General features: G+C 67.1%; 26 protein-coding genes. 19 read left to right on the top strand and 7 right to left on the bottom strand.

Annotation, left to right across the window (positions count from 1 at the left end; translation table 11 throughout):
* Positions 1 to 6 precede the first annotated feature (6 nt).
* On the top strand, positions 7 to 534 hold the full coding sequence (locus O3139_RS02905) for a hypothetical protein (RefSeq protein ID WP_269515405.1): 528 nt from the start codon (positions 7 to 9) through the stop codon (positions 532 to 534).
* On the opposite strand, the gene O3139_RS02900 is transcribed toward O3139_RS02905, so the two are convergent.
* Entirely contained in the window at positions 525 to 1,058 is a 534-nt protein-coding gene (locus O3139_RS02900; protein WP_269515404.1) for a carboxymuconolactone decarboxylase family protein, read from the bottom strand. The two genes, O3139_RS02905 and O3139_RS02900, sit on opposite strands and share 10 nt — an antisense overlap.
* Positions 1,059 to 1,197: 139 nt before the next feature.
* The gene (locus O3139_RS02895; protein WP_269515403.1) at positions 1,198 to 1,752 is read right to left on the bottom strand and encodes a peroxiredoxin; all 555 of its coding nucleotides are present in this window, start codon (positions 1,750 to 1,752) and stop codon (positions 1,198 to 1,200) included.
* Between the two features lie 153 nt (positions 1,753 to 1,905).
* Here O3139_RS02895 and O3139_RS02890 point away from each other — a divergent pair, with 153 nt between their 5' ends.
* Entirely contained in the window at positions 1,906 to 2,793 is an 888-nt protein-coding gene (locus tag O3139_RS02890; protein WP_269515402.1) for a hydrogen peroxide-inducible genes activator, read from the top strand.
* Between the two features lie 58 nt (positions 2,794 to 2,851).
* Here the strand turns inward: O3139_RS02890 and acnA are convergent, their stop codons facing one another.
* Positions 2,852 to 5,545 (bottom strand): aconitate hydratase AcnA, encoded by a 2,694-nt coding sequence (gene acnA, locus O3139_RS02885; RefSeq protein WP_269515401.1) that lies wholly within the window; start codon positions 5,543 to 5,545, stop codon positions 2,852 to 2,854.
* 197 nt (positions 5,546 to 5,742) lie between these two features.
* Between acnA and ccmA the strand changes: the two genes are divergently transcribed.
* The 5 genes from ccmA (at position 5,743) to O3139_RS02860 (ending at position 9,894) form a co-directional block, all read left to right on the top strand.
* Entirely contained in the window at positions 5,743 to 6,366 is a 624-nt protein-coding gene (gene ccmA / locus O3139_RS02880; RefSeq protein WP_269515400.1) for a heme ABC exporter ATP-binding protein CcmA, read from the top strand.
* Positions 6,363 to 7,028 (top strand): heme exporter protein CcmB, encoded by a 666-nt coding sequence (ccmB, locus tag O3139_RS02875; protein WP_269515399.1) that lies wholly within the window; start codon positions 6,363 to 6,365, stop codon positions 7,026 to 7,028. The genes ccmA and ccmB overlap by 4 nt, the downstream gene beginning before the upstream one ends.
* 136 nt (positions 7,029 to 7,164) lie before the next feature.
* A complete protein-coding gene (locus O3139_RS02870; protein ID WP_269515398.1) occupies positions 7,165 to 7,332 on the top strand; it encodes a hypothetical protein in 168 nt (55 codons plus the stop codon).
* Between the two features lie 81 nt (positions 7,333 to 7,413).
* Positions 7,414 to 8,283 carry an alpha/beta hydrolase gene (locus O3139_RS02865; RefSeq protein ID WP_269515397.1) on the top strand — a complete coding sequence of 290 codons (870 nt, stop codon included), beginning with the start codon at positions 7,414 to 7,416 and terminating at the stop codon, positions 8,281 to 8,283.
* A gap of 168 nt (positions 8,284 to 8,451) precedes the next feature.
* The gene (locus tag O3139_RS02860; protein ID WP_420022343.1) at positions 8,452 to 9,894 is read left to right on the top strand and encodes an AMP nucleosidase; all 1,443 of its coding nucleotides are present in this window, start codon (positions 8,452 to 8,454) and stop codon (positions 9,892 to 9,894) included.
* Between the two features lie 48 nt (positions 9,895 to 9,942).
* On the opposite strand, the gene O3139_RS02855 is transcribed toward O3139_RS02860, so the two are convergent.
* On the bottom strand, positions 9,943 to 10,692 hold the full coding sequence (locus O3139_RS02855) for an SAM-dependent methyltransferase (RefSeq protein ID WP_269515395.1): 750 nt from the start codon (positions 10,690 to 10,692) through the stop codon (positions 9,943 to 9,945).
* Between the two features lie 107 nt (positions 10,693 to 10,799).
* On the opposite strand from O3139_RS02855, the gene O3139_RS02850 reads away from it, so the two are divergent.
* The 4 genes from O3139_RS02850 to O3139_RS02835 are packed head-to-tail and all read left to right on the top strand — an operon-like array spanning position 10,800 to position 13,845.
* On the top strand, positions 10,800 to 11,423 hold the full coding sequence (locus O3139_RS02850) for a hypothetical protein (RefSeq protein WP_269515394.1): 624 nt from the start codon (positions 10,800 to 10,802) through the stop codon (positions 11,421 to 11,423).
* Positions 11,424 to 11,425: 2 nt separating this feature from the next.
* The gene (locus tag O3139_RS02845) at positions 11,426 to 11,731 is read left to right on the top strand and encodes a winged helix-turn-helix domain-containing protein (RefSeq protein ID WP_269515393.1); all 306 of its coding nucleotides are present in this window, start codon (positions 11,426 to 11,428) and stop codon (positions 11,729 to 11,731) included.
* Between the two features lie 42 nt (positions 11,732 to 11,773).
* On the top strand, positions 11,774 to 12,553 hold the full coding sequence (locus tag O3139_RS02840) for a tyrosine-protein phosphatase (RefSeq protein ID WP_269515392.1): 780 nt from the start codon (positions 11,774 to 11,776) through the stop codon (positions 12,551 to 12,553).
* Complete coding sequence (locus tag O3139_RS02835) at positions 12,550 to 13,845, top strand: anthranilate synthase component I family protein (RefSeq protein ID WP_269515391.1); 1,296 nt, start codon at positions 12,550 to 12,552, stop codon at positions 13,843 to 13,845. Before O3139_RS02840 ends, O3139_RS02835 begins: the two co-directional genes overlap by 4 nt.
* 4 nt (positions 13,846 to 13,849) lie before the next feature.
* Here the strand turns inward: O3139_RS02835 and O3139_RS02830 are convergent, their stop codons facing one another.
* From O3139_RS02830 to O3139_RS02820, 3 genes are read right to left on the bottom strand one after another with little or no spacing between them, the layout of a single operon-like run.
* Positions 13,850 to 14,392 (bottom strand): TadE/TadG family type IV pilus assembly protein, encoded by a 543-nt coding sequence (locus tag O3139_RS02830; protein WP_269515390.1) that lies wholly within the window; start codon positions 14,390 to 14,392, stop codon positions 13,850 to 13,852.
* A complete protein-coding gene (locus O3139_RS02825) occupies positions 14,392 to 14,928 on the bottom strand; it encodes a TadE/TadG family type IV pilus assembly protein (RefSeq protein ID WP_269515389.1) in 537 nt (178 codons plus the stop codon). The genes O3139_RS02830 and O3139_RS02825 overlap by 1 nt, the downstream gene beginning before the upstream one ends.
* A gap of 5 nt (positions 14,929 to 14,933) precedes the next feature.
* Entirely contained in the window at positions 14,934 to 15,392 is a 459-nt protein-coding gene (locus O3139_RS02820) for a pilus assembly protein N-terminal domain-containing protein (protein WP_269515388.1), read from the bottom strand.
* Positions 15,393 to 15,744: 352 nt separating this feature from the next.
* Between O3139_RS02820 and O3139_RS02815 the strand changes: the two genes are divergently transcribed.
* The 8 genes from O3139_RS02815 (at position 15,745) to O3139_RS02780 (ending at position 23,976) form a co-directional block, all read left to right on the top strand.
* Positions 15,745 to 15,912 (top strand): Flp family type IVb pilin, encoded by a 168-nt coding sequence (locus O3139_RS02815; protein WP_269515387.1) that lies wholly within the window; start codon positions 15,745 to 15,747, stop codon positions 15,910 to 15,912.
* A 126-nt stretch (positions 15,913 to 16,038) separates the two neighbouring features.
* Positions 16,039 to 16,551, top strand: a complete 513-nt coding sequence (locus tag O3139_RS02810; RefSeq protein ID WP_269515386.1) for an A24 family peptidase — start codon at positions 16,039 to 16,041, stop codon at positions 16,549 to 16,551.
* Positions 16,552 to 16,656: 105 nt separating this feature from the next.
* Positions 16,657 to 17,592, top strand: coding sequence for a Flp pilus assembly protein CpaB (cpaB, locus tag O3139_RS02805; protein ID WP_269515385.1), 936 nt, complete (start codon positions 16,657 to 16,659; stop codon positions 17,590 to 17,592).
* On the top strand, positions 17,589 to 19,166 hold the full coding sequence (locus O3139_RS02800; protein WP_269515384.1) for a type II and III secretion system protein family protein: 1,578 nt from the start codon (positions 17,589 to 17,591) through the stop codon (positions 19,164 to 19,166). The genes cpaB and O3139_RS02800 overlap by 4 nt, the downstream gene beginning before the upstream one ends.
* An 8-nt stretch (positions 19,167 to 19,174) precedes the next feature.
* On the top strand, positions 19,175 to 19,843 hold the full coding sequence (locus O3139_RS02795) for a CpaD family pilus assembly protein (RefSeq protein WP_269515383.1): 669 nt from the start codon (positions 19,175 to 19,177) through the stop codon (positions 19,841 to 19,843).
* A gap of 6 nt (positions 19,844 to 19,849) precedes the next feature.
* Positions 19,850 to 21,364, top strand: a complete 1,515-nt coding sequence (locus tag O3139_RS02790) for an AAA family ATPase (RefSeq protein ID WP_269515382.1) — start codon at positions 19,850 to 19,852, stop codon at positions 21,362 to 21,364.
* Positions 21,365 to 21,367: 3 nt separating this feature from the next.
* A complete protein-coding gene (locus tag O3139_RS02785; RefSeq protein WP_269515381.1) occupies positions 21,368 to 22,990 on the top strand; it encodes a CpaF family protein in 1,623 nt (540 codons plus the stop codon).
* A gap of 5 nt (positions 22,991 to 22,995) precedes the next feature.
* Positions 22,996 to 23,976 carry a type II secretion system F family protein gene (locus tag O3139_RS02780; RefSeq protein ID WP_269515380.1) on the top strand — a complete coding sequence of 327 codons (981 nt, stop codon included), beginning with the start codon at positions 22,996 to 22,998 and terminating at the stop codon, positions 23,974 to 23,976.
* Positions 23,977 to 23,983: the final 7 nt, after the last annotated feature.

The following is a 23,983-nucleotide window of genomic DNA, read 5'->3' as shown; positions in this document are numbered from 1 at the left end:
CGCCCGATGATCCGCATGACCGCCCTTATGGCCTCGGTTGCCATGGCCCTGGCCACGCCAGCCTCCGCCGAGGTGATCTCACGCTCCGCTGATTCCTTTACCCTGCGCTTCGCCGTCGGCGTGGAGACAACACCGGAGGAGGTGGTGATCGCCGTCTCGAACCTGCCGGCGTGGTGGGACCCGGCGCACACCTACAGCGGGCAGGGCACCAACCTGTCCTTGACGTTCAAGGATGGCGGCTGCTGGTGCGAGCAACTGGCTGACGGCACGGTGTTCCAGCATGCCGTCGTGACGGACATCGCGGCCGAAAGGGTCGTCATGAACGCCCCGCTCGGTCCCCTGCACGGGAAAGCGACGAAGGCCGAGCTGACCTTTGGCTCGGAGCCCGGAAACAGCGGCCGCCAGGTCAGCATCGACTTCGTGGTCGAGGGACCCGGCCTCGGCGCGATGGCCGATGACGTGAACGCCGTGATGGACCAGGCGTTCGCCCGCCTGATCCATCAGATCGAATACGGCGCGCCGCCTCAGCCCTGAAGCGCGGTCTCCGAAGCCGCGATCCGGCTGGCGGCATGGACGACCGCGCCGATGCGGAGCGCCGTCTGGACCTGTTGGGCCGGCACACCATGCTTGCGCAGTTCGCTCTCATGGGCGTCCAGGCAGGCCCCGCAGCCGTTGATGGCGCTGACGGCCGTCGACCACAGTTCGAAATCCATCTTCTCCACGCCTGGATTGGCCAGGATGTTCATCCGCAGCCGGGCCGGCAGCGTCGTGTACTCCTGGTTCTTCATCAGGTGCAGCGAACGGTAGTAGATGTTGTTCATGCCCATGATGGCGGCGGCCGCCTTGGCCGCGCTGATGGCTTCGGGCGACAGCTTTTCGGCGGCGGCGGCCTCGATGGCGCGGACGACCGGAGCGACGCCCACCGCATGGGCCGAGGCCAGGAAGCAGCCCCACTTCTGCTGGTCGTTCAGCACGGTTTCGGAGGCCAGCGACGAAAGGTTCAGCGAGATGTCCCTGGCATAGGCGGGCATCAGGTCGCGCAGGGCGTCGATCGACATTGTGTTTTTCCTTCGGAAAGCGACGGCTATCGCTCGCGCCGCGGGCGCTCGCTGCTTGAGCCGGATCACGGAAAGCGGAAAGAAAAGGGCGGCGGCGGATCACCGCCGCCGCCCTTGGTTGCGTCTCGGCCGCGACAGCTTACGCCGCGAGCGTCTCGCCGCCGACGGGGCGGTTGCAGGCGCACAGCTCGTCGGTCTGCAGCGCATCGACGACCCGCAGGGTGTCGGCCGGCGCGCGGCCCACGTTCAGGTTGGTGACATAGACGTGCTGGATCACATTGTGCGGATCGACCACGAAGGTGGCGCGCAGCGCGACGCCCTCGACCTCGTCCAGGATGCCCAGGGCGCGCGCCAGCTTGCCGCCATTGTCGGCGAACTGCCAGATCGGCAGCTTCGACAGGTCGGCGTGGTCACGGCGCCAGGCCAGCTTGACGAATTCATTGTCGGTCGAGCCACCGAGGACGACGGTGTCGCGATCCTCGAAGTCGCGCGCCAGCGAGGCGAACTCGGCGATTTCCGTCGGGCAGACGAAGGTGAAGTCCTTCGGATAGAAGAAGATGACCTTCCACTTGCCCTCGAACGAGGCGTTGGTGACGGGCTCGAAGGCCGAGACGCCGTTTTCTTCATGGCTGTTGAAGCCGGGCTTTACGCCGATGACCTTGAATTCAGGCAGATGTTCGCCGACGCCGAGCATGGTTGTATCCCTTCCGGATGAAATCGAATGTCGTGAGGCGGTCGCCGGGGAGGACTGACCGCAGGTGCGAAATGGCTGTTGCGCTGCACAAAGTCAATGGATAGAAGGCCGACTGATCATAGATAATATCTATGACACAGAGAGGTCGCGCCTATGCTCCCTACCCTGCGCCAGCTGCAGTATCTGAAGCTCCTGTCCGAGCACGGATCGTTCAGTCGCGCGGCGGAGGCGGCCCGCGTCAGCCAGCCGGCCCTGTCGTCCGGCGTGCAGGAGCTGGAACGAGTGCTCGGCGCGCCGGTCGTCGAACGGACCCGGGGCAATGTCCAGCTGACGGCGGTCGGGGCCGAGGCCTGTCGGCGGGCCGAAGACGTCCTGGCCCGCACCGAAGACCTGGTCGAGGCCGCGCGCAATGCCGGACGTCCCCTGTCGGGCCGGCTACGCATGGGAATCATTCCCACCGTCGCGCCCTTCCTGCTGCCGGCCACCCTGCCCGGTCTGAAGGCCGACTATCCGGGCTTGCGCCTGTTCATCCGCGAGGATCTGACGCCACGATTGATCGCGGGGCTGAAGGCGGGGCAGCTGGATTGCGCTGTCATCGCCCTGCCCTATGACGCGCCCGGCATCGAGCACGCCCGGATCGGCGATGACGAAATCCTGGCCGTCGCACCGGTCGGGCATCCGCTCGCCCGGCCCGGGGACATCGAGCCCGGGGCGCTGAGGTCGGAAGATCTGATCCTGCTGGAGGACGGACATTGCCTGCGCGACCAGGCCTTGGCCGGAATCGATATGGAGGCTCCCAGAGGCGAGGACGTCTTCGCCGCGACCTCGCTTCATACCCTGGTACAGATGGTGTCGTCGGGACTTGGGGTGTCCTTCCTGCCGGCCATGGCCGTGCGGGCGGGGCTTGCGGACGATAAGGGGGTCGTGACCCGTCACTTCGCCGCCGAGGCCCCCCGGCGCGAGATCGTCGTGGCCTGGCGCTCGGGGTCCAGTCGTGCCGCAGAGGCGCGGTTGCTGGCCGAGGCCATGCGGCTGGCCTGAGGACAAGAAAAAGGGGCCGGCGCTTGCGCAGCCGACCCTTGTTCCGGTTGTCGGGAGATCAGCCCGCCAGGTTCCGCAGCACGTACGGCATCACGCCGCCGGCCCTGAAGTAGTCCAGCTCGGTCTGGTTATCGATGCGGCAGCGGACCGGGAAGCGGGCCATCTTGCCGTCCGACGGACGGAACAGCTCGACCCACAAGTCCTGACGCGGACGCAGGCGACCGACGTTGACGTCGGACAGGCCGCGAATGGTGACGATCTCCTCGCCGGTCAGGCCCAGCTTGGACCAGCCGTCCGCCTTGAACTGCAGCGGCACGACGCCCATTCCGACCAGGTTCGAGCGGTGGATGCGCTCGTAGCTCTCGGCGATGACAGCGCGGACGCCCAGCAGGCGGGTGCCCTTGGCCGCCCAGTCGCGCGACGAGCCCGTGCCGTATTCCTTGCCGGCGAAGACGACCAGCGGGCGACCTTCCGACTGATACCGCATGGCGGCGTCATAGATCGACATGGTGTCCCCTGACGGGAAGTGTTTGGTCACCCCGCCTTCGATATCCGGGGTGATGCGGTTCCTGATGCGGATGTTGGCGAAGGTGCCGCGCATCATCACCTCGTGGTGGCCGCGACGCGCGCCGTAGGAGTTGAACTCCTCGGCTTCGACGCCCCGGTTGGTCAGATACTGGCCGGCGGGAGAGGTCTTCTTGATCGAACCGGCCGGGGAGATGTGGTCGGTCGTGATCGAGTCGCCGAAGATCGCCAGTACGCGACCCTCGACGATGTCGGTGACAGGCGCGGGCTCCATCGACAGGCCCTCGAAATAGGGCGGGTTGGCGACATAGGTGGAAGCGGCGTCCCACTCATAGGTCTGGCCGCCCTCGACGGCGATCCCCTGCCAGTGCGCGTCGCCCTTGAAGACGTCGGCATAGCGTTTGGCGAACATGGCCGAGGTGACGGCCTTCTTCTGGATGGCGGCGATTTCGGCGGTCGTCGGCCAGACGTCCTTCAGGAAGACGTCCTTGCCCTTCTTGTCCTGACCGATCGGCTGGGTGGTGATGTCGATCCGCATCGAGCCGGCCAGGGCATAGGCCACGACCAAGGGCGGCGAGGCCAGGTAGTTGGCCTGGACGTCGGGGTTCACGCGACCTTCGAAGTTCCGGTTGCCCGACAGGACCGAGGTGGCGACGATCGCATTGTCGTTGATGGTCTGGCTGATCGCCGGGTCCAGCGGGCCCGAGTTACCGATGCAGGTGGTGCAGCCGTAGCCGACCAGGTTGAAGCCGAGCGCATCCAGTTCCTTCTGCAGGCCGGCAGCGGTCAGATAGTCGGTGACGACCTGGGAGCCCGGCGCCAGCGAGGTCTTGACCCACGGCTTGGTCTTCAGACCCAGCTTGTTGGCCTTCTGCGCCACCAGGCCGGCGGCGATCAGCACCGACGGGTTGGAGGTGTTGGTGCACGAGGTGATCGCGGCGATGACGACATCGCCGTCGCCGATGTCGAACGACTGCCCCGCGACCGGGAAGCGCGCGGCATCGGTGGCGCGGTTGAAGACGTCACCGAGCGCCGTTTCGAACGACGGCGCGGCGGCGGTCAGTTCGACCTTGTCCTGGGGACGCTTGGGTCCGGCCAGCGACGGGACGACGGTCGAGATGTCCAGTTCCAGAACATCGGAGAAGACGGGGTCTTCGCTCGTCTCGTCGATCCACAGCCCCTGGGCCTTGGCATAGGCCTCGACCAGGGCGACGCGCGCCTTGTCGCGGCCCGTGGCGGTCAGATAGCCGATCGTGGCGGCCGAGACGGGGAAGAAGCCGCAGGTGGCGCCGTATTCGGGGGCCATGTTGGCGATGGTCGCCTGATCCTCGATCGTCATGTTCGGCAGGGCCGGACCGAAGAACTCCACGAACTTGCCGACGACACCCTTCTTGCGCAGCATCTGGGTGACGGTCAGCACCAGGTCGGTCGCCGTCGTGCCTTCCGGCATGGCGCCCGACAGCCTGAAGCCGATGACCTCGGGGATCAGCATCGGGATCGGCTGACCCAGCATGGCCGCCTCCGCCTCGATGCCGCCGACGCCCCAGCCCAGAACGGCCAGGCCGTTGATCATGGTGGTGTGCGAATCGGTGCCGACCACGGTGTCCGGGTAGGCGACGGTCGCCTTGCCTTCGGGCGCGGTCCAGACGGTCTGGGCCAGGTTCTCGAGGTTCACCTGGTGGCAGATGCCGGTGCCGGGGGGCACGACGCGGAAGTTGTTGAAGGCCGACGAGCCCCAGCGCAGGAATTTGTAGCGCTCGATATTGCGCTCGTACTCACGCTCGACGTTCTGGCCGAACGCCTTCGGGGTCCCGAAATTATCGACCATGACCGAGTGGTCGATCACCAGGTCGACAGGCACCAGCGGATTGATCTTGGCGGCATCGGCCCCGAGCTTTGCCATCGCGTCGCGCATGGCGGCCAGATCGACCACCGCGGGCACGCCGGTGAAATCCTGCATCAGGACGCGCGCCGGGCGGAAGGCGATCTCGTGCTCGACCGAGCCCTTGTTCTCGATCCAGGCGGCGACGGCCTTCAGGTCGGCCTCGGTGACGGAAACCCCGTCCTCGTTGCGCAGCAGGTTCTCCAGCAGCACCTTCATCGAACGCGGCAGGCGGTCGATGCCAGACAGACCGGCTTCCTGCGCGGCCGGAAGGCTGTAATAGGCGTATTTCTTGCGCCCGACGGTAAGGTCCCGGCGGGTGGAAAGGCTGTCGACTGACGGCATGGGAGTTTTCCTCTGGTCAAAGCCGCCCGAAGATTCGGTCGCGCCGTCTCGCGGCAAACGACGGGGCGCACAGGTCCCCGGCGCGCGCGGCGACAGCCTGCTGCGGCGACGCTGGCTATAAACGTGGCCGGCGAACTCGTCCATGTATCCACGATGGCCGAAGGGACATTGAGAACGGATCGCAAGAGAGCTGCCCAATGATCGCGGGCCTGACAATTTCCGGCCTGACCCTGACGCGCGGCGAACGGACCCTGTTCAGGGGCCTGGACCTGGGCCTGAAGGCAGGCGACGCGATCGCCCTCACGGGTGCGAACGGGGCGGGCAAGACGAGCCTGCTGCGGGCCATCGCGGGATTCATAAGACCGGAAGCGGGCACGATCGCCTTTTCCGATGCCGATGCCAACGCGATCGAAGCCTCCGAGGCCCGGGCGCACGAGGTCCACATGCTGGGCCACCTCGACGGGCTGAAGAGCGGCCGCGTCGCTCGCGATGAACTGATGTTCCAGTCTCGATGGCTGGGTCGCAGCCACGACGGCATCGACGACGCCATCGAAACCCTGAGGCTGAAGCCCCTGCTGGATCTGGAGGTGCGCAAGCTGTCTGCAGGCCAGCGGCGCCGGCTGGCTCTGGCCCGCCTGATCGGATCGCCCCGAGCGCTCTGGCTTCTGGACGAGCCGCTGTCGCCGCTGGATGCCGGATGGCGCGAGGTCGTCGGTGCGATGATGGCCCGGCATCTGGCGGGCGGCGGTCTGATCGTCGCGGCGGTGCACGACCCCCTGCCGATCCCGACGCGGGGCTTCGATCTGGGGGCTCGGGCGTGAAGGCCGTCGGCGTCCTGTTCCGGCGCGAGCTCGCCCTGGCCTGGGGCGGTGGCGGCGGGCCCTTGCTGGCCTGTGGCTTCTTCGCCTGTCTGACGACGGTCGTCCCCCTCGCGGCGGGCGGCGATCCGGCGGTGCTGAGGCCGGTCGCGGCGGGCATCGCCTGGCTGGCATTGGCCCTCTCGAGCCTGCTGTCGCTCGAACGGCTGTTCGAGCGCGATCTGGATGACGGGGCGCTGGACCTCCTGGCGACCGGGCCGGTGCCGCTGGAGGTCGTATTCGCGGTCAAGGCGCTCAGCCAGTGGCTGGCCACGGGGCTGCCGCTGGCCCTGACCGCGCCCATCGCCGCCCTGGCCCTGGGCCAGTCGATCGAACTGGCACCGCTGACGGCCGTGTCGGCTCTGATCGGGGGTCTGGGATTCGCCTTCACCGGCGCGCTCGGGGCCGCCCTCGCGCTTGGGGCCAGACGGGGAGGGTTGCTGATCGCGGTCGTCGTCCTGCCGCTTTTCATCCCGCCGGTCGTATTCGGGTCCGGTGCGCTGGACCGGGCGGCGGCGGGCGTCAGCCCGATGGCGGCGCTCGCGCTTCTGACCGCCTATGTCCTGTTCGCCGTGGTGATCGCGCCGCCCGCCGGGGCCGCGGCCATCCGGAGCGCCCAGGGATAGGTTGGGGCCCTCTCGCGCATGTGTGCGTTGAGCACGAGCGTGGAGCGCCCGTTTTGACCAGACCCCTGAATTTGCCGGCAATCTGGCAGGACGTCCGCGTGCGCGCGCTGCCGCCGGCCGGCGTGCGAATCGGGCAATGGCGCGACCGAAGACGGCCGCCGGAGCCGGGATCCTGAAACGGACGAACCCGACGACGGCGCTGCCGGGCGCGGTCGTGGCTCTGGTAGAGGCCCTGTTCGCCTTCGTCGATCCTGGTCTGGCAGGGGACGCGAACTGGGGCTCCCTGATCGCCAACGCACGCTGATCCGGTTGTAGCCGCTTCAATGAGCCAAATCCCGCGTTTGCGCGTATCTGAAGGCAACGCTTTCCCGAACCGCAGAGACCCATGACCCGCAGAGGCCTTCTCGTTCCCGCGCTCGGTGCACTCCTTGCCTCCGTGGCCGCGGCCTGCAGCCCGCTGGCGGTATTGAACGCGGTGGCCCCCCGCGATCCCGGCGTGCGTCGCGTCGCCCGCGATGTCGCCTATGGAGAGGACCCGCGCCAGACGTTCGACGTCTTTGCGCCGACGGCTTCGACCGGCGAGCGGCTGCCCGTCCTGGTCCTGTTCTATGGTGGCGGATGGGATTCGGGATCGAAGGAGGTCTATGGCTGGGCGGCCCAGGCCCTGGCGGCCCAAGGTTTTGTCGTGGCCCTGCCCGACTACAGACTGGTGCCCCAGGTCCATTTTCCGACCTTCGTCGAGGACGCGGCCGCCGCGACCGCGAAAGTCGCGGACGTGGCGGCGACCTGGGGCGGCGACCCGGCCCGCCTGGGCGTGCTGGGCCATTCGGCGGGGGCGCATCTGGCGATGATGATCACGCTGGATGCCCGCTATCTGGCGGAAATCGGCCGGCCGGATCTGATCAAGGCCGCGGCCGGGCTGGCGGGGCCCTATGACTTCCTGCCGTTCGACGTGCCCGCATCGATCAACGCCTTCGGCCAGTGGCCCGACCCGCGTCAGACCCAGCCCCTGACCTATGCCCGCGCGGACGCGCCGCCGCTCTGGCTGGGTCACGGGACGGCCGACGTCGTCGTGCATGACGAGGACACCATCCTGCTGGATGCGAGGATGCGCCAGCTGGGCGGACGCAGCGAGGCGAAACTCTATCCCGGCCTGAACCACGCCGACCTGATCGCGACCTTCGCACCGCTGTTTCGCAGGAAGGCCCCTGTCCTGGCCGACGTCAGCGCGTTCTTCCATCGCGAGCTCGGCTGATCCGGTCGCAAGCCGGGCTCAAGCAGCGAGGCTCCGTGAGCCGAGCGGTAGCCCCCCACAGGCCGGGCTCAAGCAGCGAGCGACCGCGTCGCGAGCGGTAGCCCCCTTCAAGCTCAGCTGTCTCGCCAACGCCACGATCGTCCGCTAGAGGAGGTCATGACAGAACATATGACCGGGGCGCTTTCGGCGCCCGAGGCGCTGGATCGCCTCGAAACCCTCTACTCCCGATCCGTCACTGCGCTGCGCGAGGCCGTGCGGACTTTCCTCGCCACGGGCGAGCGCGCGGACCCCGAAGCCCGCGCCAGGGGCCTGTTTTCCTATCCTTCGCTGAAGGTCAGCTGGTTCGGCGACCGCCCGAGCCATCTGCCGATCCGGTCCTATGCCCGGATGTCGCGACAGGGCATCTATTCCACCACCGTCACCCGGCCGGACCTGTTCCGCCCCTATCTGATGGAGCAGCTGACCCTGCTGCAGGAGGACTATGAGGCCACGTTCGAGGTCGGTCCGTCGGAGCAGGAAATCCCCTTCCCCTATGTGCTGGACGGCTCGGACGTCGTGCTGGACCCGTCGCAGACGGCGGCGATCGCGCGCTACTTCCCGACCACCGATCTCGCCCATATCGGTGATGAGATTTCCGACGGCCTGTTTGCCCTGGACCAGGACTTTCCCCTGTCGCAGTTCGACGGACTGCGGACCGACTTCTCGCTGGCGCGGTTGAGGCACTACACCGGCACGCCGGTCGAGCATGTCCAGTCCTATGTGCTGTTCACCAACTACAATCGCTATGTCGACGATTTCGTCCGCTGGGCCTGCGACCAGCTGAAGGACCCCGGCAGTATCTATGAGACCCTGTCCTGCGCCGGCGGCGTGGTGGTCACGCGCGAAACGGCGGACGCCGAGGCGGTGATGGACGCGGCCTGGAAGAAGCACCAGATGCCCGCCTATCACCTGACCGCGCCGGGCCACGAGGGAATCACCCTGGTCAACATCGGGGTCGGCCCATCCAACGCCAAGACGATCTGCGATCACCTGGCCGTCACCCGACCCCATGCCTGGATGATGATCGGACACTGCGGCGGCCTGCGACCCTCGCAGACCATCGGCGACTATGTCCTGGCCCACGCCTATCTGCGGGACGACCATGTGCTGGACGCGGTGCTGCCGCCGGACATTCCGATCCCCTCGATCGCCGAGGTCCAGCGCGCCCTGTATGACGCCGCCAAGCTGGTCTCGGGCGCGCCGGGCGAAGAGGTCAAGCGCCGCCTGCGGACGGGCACGGTGGTGACCACCGACGACCGGAACTGGGAATTGCGCTATTCCAAGTCCGCGCGGCGCTTCAACCAGTCGCGCGCTGTGGCCATCGATATGGAAAGCGCCACGATCGCCGCCCAGGGGTACCGGTTCCGCGTTCCCTACGGCACGCTGCTGTGCGTCTCCGACAAGCCCCTGCACGGCGAGATCAAGCTGCCGGGTCAGGCGAACCGGTTCTATGAAGGGTCGATCTCCGAGCACCTGCAGATCGGCATTCAGGCCATCGACCTGCTGCGCAAGGAAGGCTCCAGCCTGCATTCCCGCAAGCTTCGCGCCTTTGACGAGCCGCCCTTCCGTTAAGGCGGCGCTGGCGATCGGCCCGTCGCGCCCTCGGTGCCGGTGAGCCTGTCAGTCACCCTTGCGAAACAGATACAGGCCAAAGCCCAGATACGGACGTCCGAAGTCGAAGGTCGTCCGTATCTGATCGGCGCGGGCGCGGATGCCTTCCACTTCCGGGGCCTCAGGATGCGCCGCCAACCAGGCGCGGACCTTCGAATCCGCTCCGCCAAAGAAGGCGTCCCAGGCCGCGTCTGACGAGACCTCGCTGGCGACACAGTCCAGGCCGGCGTCCCGGCCCGCCGCGCGCCATCCCTCGTCGGTGGCATAGTCGCCGATCAGGCCGATGATCTGACGCAAGGGCGCAGGCGGGTCGCCCTTCCAGAACAGGTCGCCCCACAGGATGTATCCCGGCGTGCGCAGATGGCGGGTCAGACCGGAGAGAATTCCCCGGGGATCGCGCACGCCCTGGCCCGCGGCCTCGGTCGTGCCCAGCGCGACGATCAGATCGACCGGCGACAGTCGGTCCAGAGAGGTCGCGGAATTCTCGACGACGACCTGCACCCGGTCCGCCAGACTGGCGGCCGCGACGCGGTCCGCGATCATGCGCGCCATGGCCGGATCACGCTCGATGGCATGAACCGTCAGATCATGGGCGGTCGCCATGGCCACCGAGACCCCGCCCGCACCCGCGCCGATATCGAGCGCTACGGCCCCCGACGGCAGCCTGGCCTGCGCCAGAAGGGCCAGGACGCGGTCCAGCTCGACCGGGTTTGCGACCGCGAAACCCTCGTAGGCGATGCGATGATAGGTCGGGATCATCCTTCCGGTTTAGCCATCCCGCAGCCCGTGTGAAGTCGCTTCTGGAAAAGCACTTTACATTGCAAAGTCTATGAGGCATTGGTATCTCCACAGATTGGAGCCGACCGATGACCGACACACGCGACGACACCGCCGATATCGCCTGGATGCGCCAGCTGGCCGAAGAGGGTGGACGTGGCCCCATGAAGGGCGCTGCGATCCTGATGGCGGCAGGCCTGATCTATGGCACCGCCAGCCTGCTGCACTGGTCCGTCGCCAGCGGCCTTTTGAGTGTCGCGCCGACGATCTTCAATGTCCTCTGGCTGGGTGCCACGGCGCTGTTCCTGATTGTCGTCACGGTCGTTTCCCTTCGGTTACGCGGTATCGGGGGGGTCCGCACGACGGCCAGCCGGGGTGCCAATGCTGTCTGGAGCGCCGTGGGCTGGGGCATCTTCGCCCTGTTCACATCTCTGGCCGTCATAGGGTCGCGCATGGAGAACGGCGGGATCGACATGCTGCTGAGCATCATTCCGTCTGCCATCATGGCCTTCTACGGCCTGGGCTGGGCGGTGACGGCAACACTGCAGAAGTCCCGTCCGCTGATGGTCCTGACCATCGCCTGCTTTGTCGCCGCTCCCGTTCTGGCGCTCATGGCCGGAATGTCGGCACAATACCTCGCCTATTCTGCCTGCCTGTTCGGCCTGATGGCCCTGCCCGGCTTCATCCTGATGCGCGCCGCGAACCGGTCCTGAGCATGGCGGACGATTTCGACATCGGCCGGATCGACGACGTTATCCACGGACGGGTCCGCCTCGGCATCATGGCGGCCCTGTCCGGTGTCGAGAGCGCCGACTTCGGCACGCTCAAGGCCCGCCTCCAGACCACGGACGGCAATCTGTCGGTCCATTTGCGCAAGCTCGAGGAAGCCGGCTTCGTCCTGGTGACAAAGCGGTTCGTTGGACGAAAGCCCCTGACCGAAGCCGCGATGACCGAGGACGGGCGAAAGGCCTTCGTCGCCTATCTGGATGCCATGGCCGGCCTGGTGACACCGCGCGGTTAGGCCCCCTGTCGCACGCGCCCGCGCCCGTTCTATAGGGAGGCCATGACCTCCCGCATTCATGTCTTTGACGCGCTCGACAACTTCCGCGACTACGGCGGCTATGACACCGCCGCGGGCCGGACACTGAAGACCGGGCAATTGTTTCGCTCGGCGCACCAGGCCTCGGTCTCGGAGGCGGATCTGGCGCGGCTCGCGGCTCTGGACATCGGCACGGTGGTGGATCTGCGCCGGCCGGTCGAACGGCGGCGCCAGCCCTCCAGACGCCCGGCGGGCTTCTCGGGTCAGGTGTTCGAGAGCGATCTGGACGAGGCGGGGGAGGCACCGCACATCACCTTCCTGAAGACCGCCGACCTGACGCCCGAGTCGGGCCGTCGGTTCATGACGGAGACCTATCGCGAACTGCCCTTCGCTCCCGCCCACATCGACCTGTTCGCCCGCTATTTCCGCGCTCTGGGCGAGTCGGATCGGCCGGTCCTGATCCACTGTGCCGCCGGCAAGGATCGGACGGGCATGCTGGCCGCCCTGACCCACCACCTGCTGGGCGTCAGCCGCGACGACCTGATCGAGGACTATCTGCTGACCAATGTGGCCGTGGACCTTGCCGGTCGCGCCCCGGCCATCGCGGAACAGCTGAAGGGCTTCACCGGCCGCACGGCCTCGCACGACGCCGTGGTAGCCTTCATGGGGGTGGAAGAGGCCTATCTGGATGCTGCGATCGGGTCGATCAAGGCGCGTCATGGCTCGATCGACGCCTATCTCGAACAGGCGCTGGGCGTGGACGACAGTTTGCGGGCCCGGATTCAGGAACGGCTGGCGGCGTGAGCCCGGACCGCGTCACCCTGGCCCTGCCGTGGACACCCCCGCTGGAGGTCGCGGCCGGGATCGCCGGGCAGGAGGGGGCCCTGTGTCTGCTGTCGGACGGCGGGCCGAACGGGCGCGTATCGTGGGTAGGTGCGGACCCCGATGTCATCCAGGTCGGCCCGGTCGACCCCCGCGACCCGTTTATCGCGCTTCGGCAGGCCGGCCTTGAACGCCAGGTCGTTGGCCTGGCCGCCTACGATGCCGGTGCCCGGCCTGCGACAGGCCCCCGGGCGGCAGCGGCCGGAGACTGGCCCGACCTGATGCTGGCCCGCTATCCGGCCCTGCTCCGGTTTCATCATCCCAGCCTGACCATCCAGGCCATCGGCACGGGCCCCGACGCGGAAGCCCAGGCAAGGCGCGCGGCCGGGTGGATCGCCCGGAGCAAGGCCGCCACGCGACCTTCAGCGCCGGCCGTGCAATTCAACGGCGAGACGTCGGAGGCAGCCTATACGTCTGCCGTCACCGACGTCGTGGCCCGGATCGCGGCCGGAGAAATGTTCCAGGCCAATATCGCGCGCGCCTGGGGCGGCCGTTTGCGTGACGACGCCGATCCCTTCGACGTCTTCCTGCGGCTGGCGCAAGGGGCCGCACCGTACGGGGCCTTCTGGCGGCTGGGGGATCGGGTCCTGGTCTCCAACTCGCCGGAGCTGTTCCTGACCTTCGATCCCGCAGACCGTCGCCTCGAAACCCGACCCATCAAGGGAACACGGGCGCGGGACGTTGATCCCGATCAGGATGCCACCAACGCGGCCGACCTGGTGGCCAGCGCCAAGGACCGGGCCGAGAACCTGATGATCGTCGATCTGATGCGCAACGATCTGGCGCGGGTCTCCGAGCCCGGCTCGGTCGTCGTGGAGCGATTGCTGATGCTGGAGAGCTTCGCGACCGTGCACCACCTCGTCTCGACCGTCGTGTCGACGGCCTCCGACGGCGTCGGCCCGGCCAACATTCTGGAGGCCACCTTCCCCCCCGGGTCGATCACGGGCGCACCGAAACATCAGGCGATGAAGGTTATCGCCGACCACGAACCGCCTCGCGGTCCCTGGTGCGGATCCCTGTTCCTGCTCGACGACCGGGCCCGGATGACGGCCTCGGTGCTGATCCGGACCGCATCGTTCTGGCGGGACGCGGAGGGTTGGCGGTTCCGGACCCTGGCCGGTGCCGGGATCGTCGCGGACAGCGATCCCGATGCGGAATGTGCCGAAACGGACACCAAGATCCTGGCGATCCGACGCGCTCTGATCGGCCCCTGACCGATCAGCAGTTGCTGCAGGTTACCGTGTCCACCAGACGGGGCCGCAGGTAGAAGGTCCGGCGGAACCGGACCGCGTCGGGCAGCAGATAGCCGAGCGGCGATGCATAGTCGTAGGTCGCCTCGCTCAGGATCACGCTTTCACCATTGGCGATCATACCGGCCGGGACGGTGACGACCGCGCCTGTGCCCCGAGCGCCCATGCCGGACCCCCGGCTCCAGTCGACCTTGGCCACCCCGTTGGAATTTCGGGTCACGCCGGACACCCGCATCTTCAGCGGTGCCGTCGGAAAGGGTGACATGATCAGATGAGCGAGGGCAAAGGTGTCGTCGAGTTCGTCCCGGGTGATCACGCCGCCCTGGGAGGTGATGTCGGCCACCTGGGAGGTCGCATGGTCCATGCGCCGCTGCGCCATATAGCCCTGACAGAACTCCGCGCTGCCGAAATAGAGGGTGATCATGACCGGCGCGATCAGGGCGAACTCGACCGCCGACACGCCCCTCTGGTCGTGCCAGAACCTGCCGATAAACATCTTCAATGCGGGCATCAGTAGGGCTCGCTGCGGAAGGCCGTGGTGGCCGACAGTATGGTCTCGCCGGACGACAGCCTCGACATGGCCTGGAACATCGTGGGCGCGATCAGGGGCTGTTTGTACCAGACGCGGATCAGGATCAGGCTGCTGGTCCTGCCGTTGGTATAGGGCGGTGCCGAGGGCAGTTGGCCGTTGACGACCGGGTCGGGCAGCGTCTGGTTGCGGAATTGGGCGATTTCCCGGACCTCGACCGTGGCGTTGTCCGCACAGTCGCTCGAGAACACGCTCATCTTCGAACACAGCTCGGTCTTGAACTGTGCAGGGCTGAGATTTCGGGTCGTGGCCTGTCCCGTCCGGATCAGACGGCCGGCCTGAAGCGTCGCGTTTTCGAGCATGGCATCAATGACGAACAGCAGACCCAGTTGCATCACGGCAAAGATCAGGAAGAAGAACGGCAGGGCAACCATGGCGAACTCGACCGCCGCTGCCCCCGAACGCGGAGGGCGCCGACCGTCGGTCCTTCGCACAGATGTCAGCGAGCAGAGCCGCATGGCCGTCAGGGGGTGATCGGGGGAACGGCAGGCGCAGCCGTGTTGGCCGAAGCGCCGGTGGCCGGGGCGGCGGCGTTGCGAATGCTGGCCGAACAGGAGGCGGCGCAGGCCATCTCCGTCGCCTGTGCCCCGCGCCAGACGCGAATCGATCCGGTCGAGCCGCCCGTGACCACGACCTCGCCCTGATAGATCGTGCGGCCCAGCCCATCGACGGCGACGACCTCGGTCACGCCATAGCCCTTGCCCGTCACGAACAGGGTGTTGGCGTCGACCACCGTCACATCTGCGATCTCGGGGTTGCCGACGATGACAGAGGACGCCGACCCGCGCAGCGCCACGCGCGCCGATCGGTCGATCTCGACATTCAGGGACTGCGCGTGGGCAACACCCGCAGCGAACAGGCACATGACGCCGGCGACCACAGCAGCCGGGCGTAGGGCGGGGAAAACTGGACGACCTGCCATGGACGGCACTCCGAAGATCGACGCGAGCAGGGGCGTCGCGGACGCACGATGGCCTGAAAATCTCAAGAAAGTCTGAAACCGATCTTCTTTGTCAGGACTTGAGTCATATTGGTTAACATACGTAAAGAACTCAAAGGCATCGAGACCGATACTATATAGTAGAAAACGCCAGAAACCGGCTCCTGATGTCTCCCGGCGTATTTTTTACAGTAAACATTCGCGTAACCACGCCTTCTGACCAGCCCTTAACCGGTGGGGGGCATTATGCTCCTGTGTTTGGGGGTTAAGCGGGCGACCGGAGCCTCCAGCCAGTACCGCTCGCTTAACAGATTTTGCAAAAGGAAAGACTATCATGACCAAGTTCATCACCAAGTTCGCTCAAGACGAATCGGGCGCCACGGCCATCGAATACGGCCTGATCGCTGCTCTGATCGCCGTCGCCATCATCGGCGCGGTCACTGCGCTCGGCACCCGGATCACCGGGACCTTCACCAAGGTCTCCAACGCGATGCCGAAGTAAGACCGGATCAAAACGGTCTTGTAGCCTGGGGCCGGAGCGGGAAACCGCTCCGGCCCTTCGTCTTTTCGGGTTTCGCTCGCCGCGCCGGAAACCGTGGCTTAACCCGACGTCGCTAGTGTGACGGTCATGGACAATCTCACCCTCCTGCTGCTCAGCGTCCTGCCCGCCCTCGTGATCGTCGCGGGTCTGTCGGATCTGACGACCATGAAGATTCCGAACTGGATTTCGGGTCTGCTGATTCTGGGGTTCTTCCCGTCGGCCTTCGCCGTGGGCCTGTCACCGACCGAGGTGGGCGTGAACGTCGCCGTGGCGGTCGGTGCCCTGCTCGCCGGGATGGGTCTGTTCGCCGGCCGGATCATCGGCGGTGGCGACGCCAAATTGATGGCGGCGACATGCCTCTGGCTGGGCCTGGGCGGAGCCGGCATGTTCCTGCTGTATACGGGATTGTTCGGCGGACTGCTGTGCATGGTCCTGATCGCCGCGCGCAAGTCACTCATCCTTCCCGCGGGCGCAACCCCGGGCTGGGTGGCGACCCTGATGGCACCGAAAGGTGACCTGCCCTATGGCGTCGCCATCTGCGCCGGCGCGCTGGCGGCCTTCCCGTCCAGCCCCCTGCTGCTGATGTTCGCGGCAGGCTAGCCCGTCCCCGGGCTTAGCTCCGCGTTAACCTCAGCCGGGCATGGTCGTTAACGGCAGGCCTCCCGCGTTTCGGATCGCGTTCGGGGTCCGCGCCGGAGACCCTGGATGAAACCCGCCCGCATCGCCGTCATCTGTATCGCTGCCGTGTCCGCCATCGGTCTGGCGTTCGTGGTGCGTGCCATGGGCTCTCCTTCCGGCGCTCCGACCGCCATGGCGACCGCCGCGCCGGCACCATCCCGCCCCATGGCCAAGGTCCTGGTCGCTGCGCGGGATCTCGCGCCAGGACAGCGTCTGGTCGAGGCCGATCTGGAGTGGAAGGACTGGCCGGTCGACGAGGTCAACCCCGCCTTCATCACCGACGGCTCCGTACCGGTTCCAGCGGCCGCCGCCGCTGCTGAAGGCGATGCGGCAACGACGGCACCGACCGGCACGACGGCCGAAAGCGCCGTGGCCCGGGTCTCGCGCGCAGCCAACGATCTGGCGACCGGCGGGGCCAAGGCCGACTATTTCGGCTCGGTCGTACGTGAACCCATTCTGGCCGGAGAACCCATCGTCGGACGCAAGATCGTGCGCGCCGGCGACAGCGGCTACATGGCGGCCTATCTGGAACCCGGCATGCGCGCCATGGCCATCGGCGTCTCGGTCGAGAGCGCGGCGGGCGGTTTCATCCTGCCTGGCGATCGGGTCGACGTGATCGTCACCGTCGAACAACAGGGCGGAAACGAAGACGAGGGCCGCGCCAAATTCGCCAGCCGCATCGTGATGCAGAACGTCAAGGTCCTGGCCATCGACCAGTCCACACGGGCGGGCGACGATCAGCAGGCCGTCGTCGGCGCGACCGCCACCCTCGAGGTCGCCCCCCAGGACGCCGAGGTCGTGGCCTTGGCCAAGGCGGCCGGGACCCTGTCGCTGGTACTCCGCTCCTATGCGGACACATCCGGGCCGTCCGGGCGTGTCGGCCCGCCACCCGGCGGCCCCGAACGATCGAGAGCGATCCGCGTCTTCCGCGGCGGAGAGCCCCAGGTGGTCAACGTCCCATGAGCGCGCGCCCGATGATCTCGACCCTGAACCGCGTCGTCGCCCTGGCCACCGCTGCCCTGATGGCCGCGGCACCTGCGACCCTGCCCTCGGGCGTGCTGGCCCAGGACCATGGGAGCACCCAGACCGTCGCCGCCGGATCCGGTCCGCGCCTGGTCACCCTGCCGCGCGGGACGTCCTTTGCCGTTGATCTGCCCGCCGATGCGCGGGACGTGATCGTGTCCAACCCGGCCGTGGCCGAGGCCAATGTGCATTCTCCGCGCCGCATCACCATCATCGGCATCGCGCCGGGCGAGACGGACGCCGTCTTCCTTGATGCCGCCGGGCGCTCCATCCTGACCCTGCGGGTCCGCGTGGATGCCGGGGTCATGGCCCTTCAGGACACCCTCAGCCGTGTTGCGCCGGGGGCCCAGGTCCACGCCGAAGCCGTCAACGACAGCATCGTCCTGACCGGTCTGGTGACCAGCACGGCCCAGTCCGACCAGGTCGCCCAGGTCGCGCGCGCCTTCGTCTCCTCGCCGGAGAAGGTGCTGAACATGCTGGCCATCGCCGGATCCGATCAGGTCACGCTGAAGGTCCGTGTCATCGAGGTGCAGCGCAATGCCATCAAACAGCTGGGCTTCGATACCGCGGCCGCGCTCGGCCAGGTCGGCGATACCCAGTTCCTGCTGAGCCAGGTCCCCAGCTTCGGCGTCAACGGCAGCCTGCTCGGCGGCATCAGCGCGGGCGTGTCACGCGACACAACCCGGAATTTCCAGCTCCAGATGCCCTGCGGCCCCGGCTATCCAGCCGATTCGCTTTGCCCGTACGTCGTCAACGGCCCCGAGGATGCGGTGAACTGGGATACGGCCCAGCCTGGAACGGGTCCGGGTTCCAACGAGCTGAACCGCGGCAATGCGATGATCAAGGCGTTCGAGCGGGTCGGCCTGATCCGCACCCTGGCCGAGCCCAACCTGACCTCCGTCAATGGCGAGAGCGCCAGCTTCCTGGCCGGCGGCGAGTATCCGGTCCCGACGGGCCGCGACCGCGACGGCAACGTCACCATCGAGTTCAAGCCCTATGGCGTCAGCCTCGCCTTTCGCCCCGTCGTCCTGTCCGAGGGCCGCATCAGCTTGCAGATCTCTGCCGAGGTTTCCGAACTCACACAGACTGGCGGCATCACGCTGGCGGCTGGCACGCCGTCGGCGCTGAACATCGCGGGGCTGAACGTCCGCCGGGTCCAGAACACGGTCGAGATCCCCTCGGGCGGATCCATGATGATCGCCGGTCTTCTGCAGGAGTCGACGCGCCAGGCGATCGATTCCCTGCCCGGCCTGGGGGGGCTGCCGGTGCTGGGCCAGCTGTTCCGTTCGCGCGACTATCTGTCGGGCGAGACCGAACTCGTCGTGATCGTGGAGCCCTACATCGTCAGCCCGACCTCGCCGGACCGGATGCAGACGCCTGCGGACGGCCTGCGGATCGCGACCGACGCCCAGACCATCTTCTTTGGCCAGTTGAACCAGGCCTATGGCTCTCCCTCCCCGACCGACGCCGCCTCGGCCGGATGGCAGGGCCCCGTCGGCTATGTGATCGAGTGAGCGCGCCCATGATCCGTTCCGTTATCGTCGCTGCCGGCGCCCTGATCCTGACTGGCTGTGTCGGCCTGCCCGCCGAGGGTCTCGACGCGGCACCCCTGACCCCGACCTCGCGCTACAGCCTGCAGGTCGAGCCGGGAATCGAGCGCATCGCGCTGGCCGTGCACGAGACCGGGCTTTCGGCCAATCAGACCTTGGCCCTGCAGGACATCGCCGGTCGCTTCCATGCCGAGGGTGCCCCGGTCCTTCGGATAGAAGCCCCCTCTGGCGATGATCCGGTCGCCGGCGAGATGGCCTGGCGGATCAAGGGCGCGCTGGAAGCAACCGGTGTGTCTTCATATCAGGTCCAGGTCGTGACCTATGTCGCCCCCGACCCGCGCGCGCCCGTTCTTGTCGGCTTCGATGCGGTCCGGGCCGTCGTGCCGCGGTGCGGGACCAACTGGACCAACCTGACGCGGACCGGGTCGAACGCGGGCTACGGCAATTTCGGATGTGCGGTGAACGCCAATCTGGCCGCCCAGATCGCCAATCCGCGCGATATCGTTCAGCCACGCGCCATGACGCCGGCCGATGCGGGGCGCCGGGCGGTGGTACTCGATCACTATCGTCAAGGCGCACCGACCGCCGCCGAGCGCGAAACGCTCCTGACCCAGGCCCAAATCTCGACCGCGGTGGACTGAGCGATCATGAGTAACGCCTTCGCTCCACGCGCTTTCGACGGAATCGAGGAAGACTTCGATGCCGACCTGGACTTCGTCGCGGGGAACCCTGCCATGAGCGGCGATCCGAGGCAGCAGCATCAGTTTGCAATGCCCCCCGGCATGGTGCCGAAACCGGCCACCGGCATGGTGGTGGCGCACCCGGGCGCTCCGATGGCCGCCGGTCATGCCGGCATGCCGACGACAAGCTACAATCCGGTGGGCGACCTCGTGGCAGGAGCCTCTGCGGCGATGGCCCCCGGGCCCGCTGCCATGGCCGCCGAAGTCAACGTTCCGCGCATCGCCATCCATGTGTTCGGGGAACGCCAGGACACGCTGGCCGCCGCGGCGCGCGCCGGCCAGGACCGGCGCATGTCGCGCGCCACGACGCAGATCCGCATCGGCGGCATTCCCGCCGCTGTCGAGGCCTACGGCCAGGAGCCGACGCCGCCGCTGATCATCGTCGAATGCCTGCAGGATCCGCAGACCCTGCTCTGGCAGGTCGATCGCCTGGCCGAGTGCTGCGATGCCGGCACCAAGGTCGTCGTCATCGGGGCCACCAACGACATCATCCTGTTCCGCGAGCTGATGAAGCGCGGCGTCAGCGAATACATGGTCGCCCCGATTCAGCCACTGCAGCTGATCGCGGCCATCGGCGGACTGTTTTCCGATCCGGCCCAGCCCTTCGTCGGCCGTTCCATCGCCTTCGTCGGCGCGCGCGGCGGGGCGGGATCGTCCTCGGTCGCCCACAACACCGCCTATGCGATGTCCGAAAAGATCGGGGCCAACACCGTCATCGTCGACTACGACCTGCCCTTCGGCACGGCAGGGCTCGACTTCAATCAGGACCCGCTGAGCGGGGTGGCCGACGCCCTCGGACAACCCGACCGGCTGGATCCCGTCCTGCTGGACCGGATGATGGTCCGCTGCACCGACAAGCTGAGCCTTTTCGCCGCCCCGGCGACCCTGGACACCGACTGGGAAATCGCCGCCGACGCCTTCGAGGAGGTCACGACCCAGATCCGGGGGACAGCGCCGTTCGTCGTGCTGGACCTGCCCCACCTGTGGTCCGGCTGGATGCGCAAGACCCTGATCTCGGCCGACGAGGTCGTGGTGGTCGCCACGCCCGATCTGGCGTCCCTGCGCAATGCCAAGAACATGATCGATCTGATCCGTTCGGGCCGTCCGAACGATGCGCCCCCTCGCCTGGTGCTGAACCAGGTCGGCGTGCCGGGCCGCCCGGAGATTCCCGCCAAGGATTTCGGGGCCGCCCTGGGCATCCATCCCTGCCTGTCGATCCCGTTCGACCCCAAGCTGTTCGGCGCGGCCGCCAACAACGGTCAGATGGTCCTGGACGCCGGAGCCAAGTCGAAGTCCGCCGAGGCCTTCCAGACCCTGGCCCAGATCGTCTCGCGTCGCGAACTGCCCATGCTGGCCGCGCCCGGCAAGGGCAGGGGCGAAGGCAAGTCGATGTTCTCCGGCCTGTTCAAGAAGAAGACCTGAAGCGTGTTCGGCAAGCGTACAGGACAACCCGGCGGCGTGGAGGCGGCCCCGCGCCCGGCTTCCGCACCTGCACCGGCCGTTGACGCCGGCACACCGCCACAGCCCGCCCAGGGGCAACAGACCCAGGCATTTGCCTATTCCACCGAGAACGCGGCCCCCGCGGGAGGCTTCGCTCACGCCAGCGGGCAGCCGGCCGATGCCCCGACGCCGGGTGCTGACCGGCTGGATGCGCTGGCCCAGCGCCCCAAGGCCGCCGCCGCACCGCCGCCGAACACCGGACCCGGTCCCAAGGCCACCCCCGGCTTCGAGCAGTTGAAGAAGGCTCAGGCGATCACAGAGATCGTCCGTGAACAGAGCGACTACTACCACGCCACGAAGACGACGATCTTCAACGCGCTGATGAACACCATCGACCTGGCCCAGCTGGCGCAGCTGGACACCAGGGCGGCGTCGGAAGAAATTCGCGACATCGTCGCCGAACTGGTGGCGATCAAGAACGTCTCCATGTCGGTGGCCGAGCAGGAGCACCTGGTTCAGGACATCGTCAACGACGTCCTCGGCTACGGCCCCCTGGAGCCCCTGCTGAGCCGCGACGACATCGCCGACATCATGGTCAACGGCGCGGGCCGGGTCTTCATCGAGGTGAACGGAAAGGTCCAGCTGACCAACGTTCGCTTCCGCGACAACGCCCAGCTCATGAACATCTGCCAGCGGATCGTGAGCCAGGTCGGCCGCCGCGTGGACGAAAGCTCCCCGATCTGCGACGCCCGCCTGCCCGACGGCAGCCGCGTCAACGTCATCGCCCCGCCCCTGGCCATCGACGGCGCGACCCTGACGATCCGGAAGTTCAAGAAAGACAAGCTGACGATGAAGAACCTGGTGGAGTACGCCTCCATCAGCCCGGAAGGGGCCCGCGTCCTGGGCGTCATCGGTGCCTGCCGCTGCAATATCGTCATCTCGGGCGGTACCGGCTCCGGCAAGACGACCCTGCTGAACACCCTGACCGCCTTCATCGACCCGACCGAGCGCGTCATTACCTGCGAGGACGCGGCTGAACTGCAGCTGCAGCAGCCGCACGTGGTGCGCCTGGAAACCCGCCCGCCCAACCTGGAAGGCCAGGGCACGATCACCATGCGGGATCTGGTGAAGAACTGCCTGCGGATGCGCCCCGAACGGATCATCGTCGGCGAAGTCCGCGGACCCGAGGCCTTCGACCTGCTGCAGGCCATGAATACCGGCCACGACGGCTCTATGGGCACCCTGCACGCCAACAGCCCGCGCGAAGCCATCAGCCGGATGGAGTCGATGATCACCATGGGCGGCTACGGCCTGCCCTCGCGGACGATCCGCGAAATGATCGTCGGCTCGGTCGATGTGATCATTCAGGCTGCCCGTCTGCGCGACGGCTCGCGCCGGATCACCCACATCACCGAGGTAGTGGGTCTGGAAGGCGATGTGATCGTGACCCAGGACCTGTTCATCTACGACATCACCGGCGAGGACGAGAACGGCAAGATCGTCGGCCGCCATCGCTCGACCGGCATCGCCCGCCCCCGCTTCTGGGACCGCGCCCGCTATTACGGACTGGAACGCGAGCTGGCCGAAGCCCTCGACGCGGCGGAGTAGGGACGATGCTGGCGATCCTCGCGGCGGTTCTCGCCTTCGTCACCATCGGCGGTCTGGGCTGGGTGTTTGTCGGTGAAGACAACTCCAGTGACAAGGCCATCAAGCGCGCGGAAGGATTCACGTCCGGCGGCAACCAGACCGCCCGTGCCAAGGCGGCGAAGGCGGAGGCAAGCACGCCGGAAGCCCGACGCAAGGTCATCGAGCTTCAGCTCAAGGAGGCCGAGCGCAGGGAGCGCAAGGCGCGCATGACAATGAAGGCGAAGCTGAAGCACGCCGGCATGAGCCTGAGTATCCGGACCTTCTGGATCATCAGCGGGTGCCTGGCTGCCGTCGCCTTCCTGGTCCCCCTGTTCCTGGGCCTGAACGTTCTGGTCGCCCTGGGCATCGCCGTAGTCGTTGGCCTCGGCTTTCCGCGCTGGGTCGTGGGCTTCATCGGCAAGAGTCGGCTGAAGAAATTCTCCATGGAATTCGCCAACGCCGTGGACATCATCGTGCGCGGCATCCAGTCGGGCCTGCCTGTTCACGACTGCTTCAAGATCATCGCGCGCGAGAGCCCGTCGCCCGTGGGACCGGAGTTCAAGATTCTGGTCGAGGGCCTGGGGGTCGGCCTGACCCTGGGTCAGGCGCTGGACAAGATGTACGACCGGGTTCCCACCCCGGAGCTACGGTTCTTCTCGATCGTCATCGCCATCCAGCAGAAGACCGGCGGCAACCTGGGCGAGGCCCTGTCCAACCTGACTACCGTGTTGCGCGCGCGCCGGATGATGGGCGAGAAGATCAAGGCCCTGTCGTCCGAAGCGATCGCCTCGGCCGGCATCATCGGCTCCCTGCCCCCGGTGATCATGATCCTCGTCGGTCTGACGTCACCCGCCTACATGGGGCTGATGTTCACCGATTTCCGTGGCCACGTGATGCTGCTGGGTGCGGGCATGTGGATGGGGTTGGGGATACTGGTGATGAAGCAAATGATCTCGTTCAAGTTCTAGGCGGAGG

The sequence above is a fragment of the Brevundimonas subvibrioides genome, from assembly GCF_027271155.1.
Lineage (GTDB): Bacteria > Pseudomonadota > Alphaproteobacteria > Caulobacterales > Caulobacteraceae > Brevundimonas > Brevundimonas subvibrioides_D.
Note: the sequence above shows the minus strand (reverse complement) of the source record. Positions and strands in the feature narration are given on the sequence as shown.

Bases quoted from the DNA above. Each gene is read 5' to 3' on its own strand.
- O3139_RS02815 (WP_269515387.1), top strand. From the start codon at position 15,745: ATGACCAAGTTCATCACCAAGTTCGCTCAAGACGAATCGGGCGCCACG.
- O3139_RS02905 (WP_269515405.1), top strand. From the start codon at position 7: ATGATCCGCATGACCGCCCTTATGGCCTCGGTTGCCATGGCCCTGGCC.
- O3139_RS02860 (WP_420022343.1), top strand. From the start codon at position 8,452: ATGACCGGGGCGCTTTCGGCGCCCGAGGCGCTGGATCGCCTCGAAACC.
- acnA (WP_269515401.1), bottom strand. From the start codon at position 5,545: ATGCCGTCAGTCGACAGCCTTTCCACCCGCCGGGACCTTACCGTCGGG.
- O3139_RS02810 (WP_269515386.1), top strand. From the start codon at position 16,039: ATGGACAATCTCACCCTCCTGCTGCTCAGCGTCCTGCCCGCCCTCGTG.
- O3139_RS02895 (WP_269515403.1), bottom strand. From the start codon at position 1,752: ATGCTCGGCGTCGGCGAACATCTGCCTGAATTCAAGGTCATCGGCGTA.
- O3139_RS02865 (WP_269515397.1), top strand. From the start codon at position 7,414: ATGACCCGCAGAGGCCTTCTCGTTCCCGCGCTCGGTGCACTCCTTGCC.
- O3139_RS02870 (WP_269515398.1), top strand. From the start codon at position 7,165: ATGGCGCGACCGAAGACGGCCGCCGGAGCCGGGATCCTGAAACGGACG.
- O3139_RS02845 (WP_269515393.1), top strand. From the start codon at position 11,426: ATGGCGGACGATTTCGACATCGGCCGGATCGACGACGTTATCCACGGA.
- O3139_RS02820 (WP_269515388.1), bottom strand. From the start codon at position 15,392: ATGGCAGGTCGTCCAGTTTTCCCCGCCCTACGCCCGGCTGCTGTGGTC.
- O3139_RS02840 (WP_269515392.1), top strand. From the start codon at position 11,774: ATGACCTCCCGCATTCATGTCTTTGACGCGCTCGACAACTTCCGCGAC.
- O3139_RS02800 (WP_269515384.1), top strand. From the start codon at position 17,589: ATGAGCGCGCGCCCGATGATCTCGACCCTGAACCGCGTCGTCGCCCTG.
- O3139_RS02900 (WP_269515404.1), bottom strand. From the start codon at position 1,058: ATGTCGATCGACGCCCTGCGCGACCTGATGCCCGCCTATGCCAGGGAC.
- O3139_RS02825 (WP_269515389.1), bottom strand. From the start codon at position 14,928: ATGCGGCTCTGCTCGCTGACATCTGTGCGAAGGACCGACGGTCGGCGC.
- ccmA (WP_269515400.1), top strand. From the start codon at position 5,743: ATGATCGCGGGCCTGACAATTTCCGGCCTGACCCTGACGCGCGGCGAA.
- O3139_RS02830 (WP_269515390.1), bottom strand. From the start codon at position 14,392: ATGCCCGCATTGAAGATGTTTATCGGCAGGTTCTGGCACGACCAGAGG.
- O3139_RS02780 (WP_269515380.1), top strand. From the start codon at position 22,996: ATGCTGGCGATCCTCGCGGCGGTTCTCGCCTTCGTCACCATCGGCGGT.
- O3139_RS02790 (WP_269515382.1), top strand. From the start codon at position 19,850: ATGAGTAACGCCTTCGCTCCACGCGCTTTCGACGGAATCGAGGAAGAC.
- O3139_RS02795 (WP_269515383.1), top strand. From the start codon at position 19,175: ATGATCCGTTCCGTTATCGTCGCTGCCGGCGCCCTGATCCTGACTGGC.
- cpaB (WP_269515385.1), top strand. From the start codon at position 16,657: ATGAAACCCGCCCGCATCGCCGTCATCTGTATCGCTGCCGTGTCCGCC.
- O3139_RS02850 (WP_269515394.1), top strand. From the start codon at position 10,800: ATGACCGACACACGCGACGACACCGCCGATATCGCCTGGATGCGCCAG.
- O3139_RS02890 (WP_269515402.1), top strand. From the start codon at position 1,906: ATGCTCCCTACCCTGCGCCAGCTGCAGTATCTGAAGCTCCTGTCCGAG.
- O3139_RS02855 (WP_269515395.1), bottom strand. From the start codon at position 10,692: ATGATCCCGACCTATCATCGCATCGCCTACGAGGGTTTCGCGGTCGCA.